This is a genomic window from Novosphingobium acidiphilum DSM 19966 (genome assembly GCF_000429005.1).
Lineage (GTDB): Bacteria > Pseudomonadota > Alphaproteobacteria > Sphingomonadales > Sphingomonadaceae > Novosphingobium > Novosphingobium acidiphilum.
This window is the reverse complement of sequence record NZ_AUBA01000037.1, coordinates 1-5,672: the sequence shown is the minus strand read 5'-3', so window position 1 is coordinate 5,672 and position 5,672 is coordinate 1. Positions and strand designations below refer to the sequence as shown.

The 5,672-nt window shown below is 63.7% G+C and carries 4 protein-coding genes and 1 rRNA gene; 3 read left to right on the top strand and 2 right to left on the bottom strand.

What is annotated here, in order from left to right:
- Positions 1-155 precede the first annotated feature (155 nt).
- Positions 156-270, top strand: a 5S ribosomal RNA gene (rrf, locus tag G404_RS0117145).
- 126 nt (positions 271-396) lie between these two features.
- Here rrf and G404_RS0117140 read toward each other — a convergent pair.
- Positions 397-972, bottom strand: a complete 576-nt coding sequence (locus G404_RS0117140; protein WP_028642145.1) for a DUF4287 domain-containing protein — start codon at positions 970-972, stop codon at positions 397-399.
- A 393-nt stretch (positions 973-1,365) separates the two neighbouring features.
- Here G404_RS0117140 and G404_RS0117130 point away from each other — a divergent pair, with 393 nt between their 5' ends.
- The gene (locus G404_RS0117130; protein WP_028642143.1) at positions 1,366-4,728 is read left to right on the top strand and encodes a hybrid sensor histidine kinase/response regulator; all 3,363 of its coding nucleotides are present in this window, start codon (positions 1,366-1,368) and stop codon (positions 4,726-4,728) included.
- Here the strand turns inward: G404_RS0117130 and G404_RS0117125 are convergent.
- Positions 4,702-5,373 (bottom strand): LuxR C-terminal-related transcriptional regulator, encoded by a 672-nt coding sequence (locus G404_RS0117125; RefSeq protein WP_036521930.1) that lies wholly within the window; start codon positions 5,371-5,373, stop codon positions 4,702-4,704. The genes G404_RS0117130 and G404_RS0117125 overlap by 27 nt on opposite strands.
- Positions 5,374-5,433: 60 nt before the next feature.
- Here G404_RS0117125 and G404_RS0117120 point away from each other — a divergent pair.
- The coding region (locus G404_RS0117120; protein WP_028642141.1) for an IS3 family transposase at positions 5,434-5,672 on the top strand (239 nt) is incomplete at its 3' end.

Sequence of the window (5,672 nt, the reverse complement as noted above, 5' to 3'; positions counted from 1 at the left end):
ACTCTGTTCATGCTTGAGAGTCCCCACCGTCAACACCAGATCTGCACACAATCGTGCCAGGCGTTGTTGGCTGCGGCGATAACTAAGCCACTTATGACATCAATTACATTCGGCATCGAAAACCCAACACGCAAAAGACTGCGCCGGCTCCATTGCTTGGTGACCATAGCGTCTGTGCCCCACCCGATCCCATCTCGAACTCGGCCGTGAAACCAGTCCGCGCCAATGGTACTAACGCTCAAGCGTTGGAAGAGTAGGTCGTCGCCAGGCATTGAAGCCGACGCAGTAATTAACGTGACTTGAAAACCCATTCACAAACGTCACCTGCGTTGTGTCCTGTTGCGCTTTGTCGCAAGGGCCTGCAGTTGTCCCGATATGCGGACAATTCCCTTAAAATTACGAACGGTCGTGCGCTGAGACGAGCAATTGCGCGAGGTGGTCGTCCAATTGTGCAGCGGTCGCGATATGGACAGCGCTTTTAAGCCGTTCTGACCAGGCTTCCCGCCGACCAGGCGACAGGCGCGGGTCGAAAGCCTGATCCAGGGCGAGCCCGAGCAGCAGTCCGCCCCCCTTCAGCGGCCGCGCGGCGGCAAACTGCACTGTGCGCGAAAAAGCGGTAAAGGCCTTGCGCTGGGTCATCACGACATCGGGCAATGCACCGATCACGGCAATCAAGGCTTCGTACAAAGCAAGGCTGGCTGGCGTTGCCCATAGCGCCTGTGCGCGCGAGGCTGGATCCGGGAGCGGACCATGGTTGGCAGTGGCCGCCCGTAAAACCAGCGACGCATGATTTTGACCAAGGCCATGGTGCGCCTTCATCCAGGCCAGTCGTTTGCGGTGGGCGGTTTCGGGGCAGCCGCGTGCGATCGCTGCCCATTGGTCCAGCGTCAGGCCGGTGTTTCGTTCGAGTCCGGCCTTGAGCGATTGAAACCATCGCGCCTGACGCTCGGTCGTTTCGGCTGTTTCGGGCATGGTGCGCGGCCCCCTTGGTGGCGGTCGGATTTTGCGCGCCGATCGCGGCCGATGCAACGGGCTTTTTGAGCCATGACGCGCGCCGTGCAGGCGCAAAAATGGCGCGGTTCGATGCATTGGAAACCAATGTGGTAACAATGCATCAAGTCCTGGACGATTGTCCAACATTGCAAAATGCCGCTGACTTGCTGCCCCAAACGCGCTAAATGCGATTCACCGTCTGTGACGTTCGCCCGGCGCGGTCTTGGGAGAGGGTGCGATAAAAATCGCACCGCGCCGGGTGTTACAGGGCCGCATTGGCCTTTTGTCGTGCTATCCCTGCCACGAACAGCGCGCTAGACCCTGAGGGCACGCAGGCATCATTGCACAGCGTTCTATTTCCCGGATGGGTTCATGAGTCTCGGTCTGGCTGCCCTTTTGTCATTTGCGCTTGTCGCGCTGCTGTTTGCCGTGGCCGCGCTGGTCGAGGTGCGGGCGGCGCGAATTGCGGGTGGCACGCGGCAGACGCCCCGCCTGCGCTGGATCGCCTATACCTTGGGACTTGGCGTCTATTGTTCCAGCTGGACGTTCTATGGCGCTGTCGGCAGCGTCGTTCGCGAGGGATGGAATTTTCTGCCCATTTACCTTGCCCCCGGATTGGTCCTGCTGTTTGCACCCGGCCTGCTGCAAAGGCTGGGTGACGCGGTCGACGAGGAGAAGGCCGCCACCATATCCGATTTCATTGCGGCGCGGTTCGGGCACGATCCCGGGATGGCGCGGATTGTCACGCTGACTGCGCTGAGCGCGATCGTGCCTTATGTCGCGCTGCAATTGCGTTCGATCGGGATCGCGATTGCGCTGCTGTCCGACCGTGCTGTTGCGGCGCCGGTGATGGTTGCCGCCGCGGTCATACTCGGCCTGTTTGCAATACTGTTTGGTGCCCGCCGCTATGACCTGGCCGGGCGTACCGAGGGCATGCTGTTTTCGATAGCGCTCGAGTCCGTGATCAAGCTTGCAGCGCTGGTCATTGTTGCAGGCGTAGCAGTGGCGGTTGTCATGCATGCGCCGCGCGCACGCGTTGATCAGGGCCTTGCCGTGTTGCAGGCGCATTTTCGTCCGTCCGGCCTGTCGATCGATTTTGTCGTGATCATGCTGATTTCAGCGCTGGCCTTTGTCGTGCTGCCGCGGCAGTTTTTCATGGGCCTTGCCCAGGCGCGCGATCCGCACGATTTGCATGACGCACGGTTTGGTGCCGCGGGTTATCTTGCCGCCATGGCGCTGGTCATCGTGCCGATCGCGCTGGGTGGGCTGGTGGCATTGCCGGGCGACAATTCCCCCGATCTGTTCGTTTTACGATTGCCTGCCATAACGGGGTATCGCTGGGCCGAGATCGCCGCATTGCTGGGGGGCATAAGCTCTGCTGCGGCGATGGTTATCGTCGATACCACGGCGCTGGCCATCATGGTGTCCAACGATCTGATTTTTCCTGCCGTGTTGCGGCGCAGCACTGCCGAAGGCGGCGCACCCAATCTGGGGCGGCGCATGATGGGGGTTCGCCGCATCGCGATCATCGCGGTGATCAGCGCATCGCTGGCCTGGGCACTGCTGCTGCCCGAGCGCAGTTCGCTGGCGTCGATCGGCCTGATCGCATTTGCCGGCATGGCCCAATTCGGGCCCCATTTCCTGCTGGCTGTCTATGGCAAGGGGCGCGACCCCGTGGCCGGCCGGTTGAGCCTGACAGCGGGGTTTGTGCTGTGGCTGTGGACGCTTGCCCTGCCGCCGATCCTGCCGCCCGCATGGCTGCACGTGCTGCGCGGCACGCCGTTCGATCCGTTCTGCCTGCTGGGGGTCGGTCATGCCAACCCGCTGGTCCACGGAGTGGTCTGGTCACTGGCCGTCAACGGCGCCCTGCTGCTGGCGACAACCGCCGGCCGCGAGGGTGTGCGCGATCGCCCCCGCCTGATGCGCGGTGCCCGCCCGGTGCGCAACCAGGGCGAACTGGCCCAGCTGGTCGCGCGTTTTGTTGGCGAGCGTCAGGCGGATATGGCGTTTCCTCCGGTGCTGCATGGGTCATCGGTTGACCGGACTGCTGCGCGCAGGGCCCAGGATCTGATTGCTTCGGTGGTCGGGCCTTCATCGGCGCGTGCGCTGGTTGCCTCGGCGCTCGCGGGCGGTCACATCAGCCTCGATGATGTGACCCGACTGCTTGATGAAGGCGGGCAAAGCTTGCGCTTTTCGCGCGCGCTGCTGGCCGCCAGTTTTGAAAACCTGCCTTCGGGCATCAGCGTCGTCGATGGTGAATTCAATCTGGTGGCGTGGAATTCGCTGTATGTCGAACTGTTCGATTATCCATCGGGGCTGGTTCGCGCCGGGGTACCGGTGGCCGAACTGATCCGGTTCAATATCGTGCGCAGCGGATTTGCCGGATCGATCGAGGCCGAGGTCGATCGCCGGATCGACCGGCTGCGCGCGCGCCAGTCGTATGTGTCCGAACGCATCCGTCAGGATGGCCGGGTGATCAAATCGGTGGGCGGCCCGATGCCCGGCGGCGGTTATCTGACCAGCTTTACCGACGTGACGGCAGAGGCGCGCACGCGCGAGGAATTGCAGCGCACGCTGGAACAGCTTGAGACGCGCGTGGCCGAACGCACGCACGAACTGTCGCAGGCCAACACGCGCCTGGCCGAATCCACCCGCGACAAGACCCGGTTTCTGGCCGCGGCCAGTCACGACCTGCTGCAACCGCTGCACGCGGCGCGGCTGTTCCTGTCGGCGCTCGATCGCCAGGCGGCAGACGCGCAGCGCCCGATGGTTGCCCGGGTGGAAAGCGCGATCGGTGCGGCCGAAGTGCTGTTGCGCGCGCTGCTCGACATTTCGCGGCTTGATGCCGGCGGTATCCAGCCCCATCCCGAAACCTTCGCGTTGGCGCCGTTTTTGCACGATATCGCCGAAGGGGTGCGGCCATTGGCCGATGCCAAGCGGCTGCGGCTGCGCATCGGGCCGGTGTTTGGCGTGGTTCATACCGATGCCGGGCTGCTGCGATCGGTGGTGCAGAACCTGGTGAGCAATGCCGTGCGCTATACCGAACGCGGCGGCGTATTGATCGGCGTGCGCCGCTGCGGCGACCGCGTGCGGATCGAGGTGATCGACACCGGCGTCGGCATTCCCGCCGATCAGCACAAGGCGATCTTTGGCGAATTCACCCGGCTTGGCATGGTCGAGGCCGAGGGGCTGGGGTTGGGGCTGGCCATGGTCGAACGCATCGCCAGGCTGCTCGATCTGGATATCGCGGTCACCTCGCGGCTTGGTCAGGGCAGCCGGTTTGCCGTTACCATCGCCGCCAGCACCGACCCTGTCGCGCCGGTCATTGCACCGGCCAGGCCCGATGCGATCGAGCTGCCGGGACGATCGCTCGGCGTGCTGGTGGTCGACAACGATGCCACCATCATCGAGGCGAGCACTGCGCTGTTTGCAGGTCTGGGCCATCGCGTGCTGGGTGCGCGCACCATGGCGGACGCGCTGGCGCACCTGGATGGCATTGACGCCGCACTGGTTGATTTTGATCTTGACCAGGGCGAGAACGGCCTTGCGCTGATCGACCGGATCCGCCGCCGGGCGCCGCATGTCGCGCTGGCGATGATCAGCGCCGCGCAGGATGGTTCGCTGTTGAAGGCATTGCGCAAACGCGGTGTACCGTTTTTTGCCAAGCCGGTAAGACCTGATGATCTTGCCCGGTTTCTGGCGCAAGTATCAAAGCGCGAGGTCGAGCCCCAGTGATCGCGCCGCCAGCGCGGCCTGGGTGCGGTTCTGCACATCAAGCTTGCGCATGATTGCAGTCATGTGCGCCTTTACCGTCGCCTCGCTCATGCCCAGGTCATAGGCGATCTGTTTGTTCAGTTTGCCGGCAAGCACTGCCAGCAGGACTTTCAACTGGGTCGGGGTCAGGCCGGCCACCGTACCGCGCACCCGGTCGACCGGGGTTTGCGGCGTCGCGCCGGCGGTGTCTTCCCGGCCGGTTGCTGGGGCGGGGGCACCGTCAATCGCGTTGCGGATGGCTGCTTCGATCTGGGGCAGATCGGCGTCCTTGCGCAAAAAACCGACCGCGCCAAAGGCGCGCACTTCGCCTGCCGCATTGGCGCTGTCTGCGGCCGATACCACCAGGATGGGCACGTCGGGACATTCGGCATGGAGCAGCGCGATCCCCGAATAGCCCACGGCACCCGGCATCTTCAGATCAAGCGTGATCAGCGCAAGATCGGGTGTTTCGGCGGCTGCGCGCGCGGCCGCGGCCAGCGTGCCGGCCTCGATCACGCGGGCTTCGGGCACGGCGGTGCCCAGCGCCAGCGCAAGCGCCTGGCGGAACAGCGGATGGTCATCGGCAATCAGGACAGTGCAACCAGAGCTGGCCCGGCAAAACTGCACACTGGGATAAGTGGATAATCTGCCTGACAGCGCCCACAGGGGCGCGTGACAGGAGATCAGATGAGCAGACGACCACGCCGGAACCACAGTCCGGCATTCAAGGCGAAGGTGGCATTGGCTGCGGTGAAGGGCGAGAAGACGCTGGCGGAGTTGTCGCAGTTGTTTGACGTTCACGCGAACCAGATCACGACCTGGCGCACACAGTTGCTGGAAGGGGCAGCGGGTGTTTTTGGCGCGGAGAGCGCCACCGAGGCGGCGGAACCGGCGATCGACGTGAAGACGCTTCATGCCAAGATCGG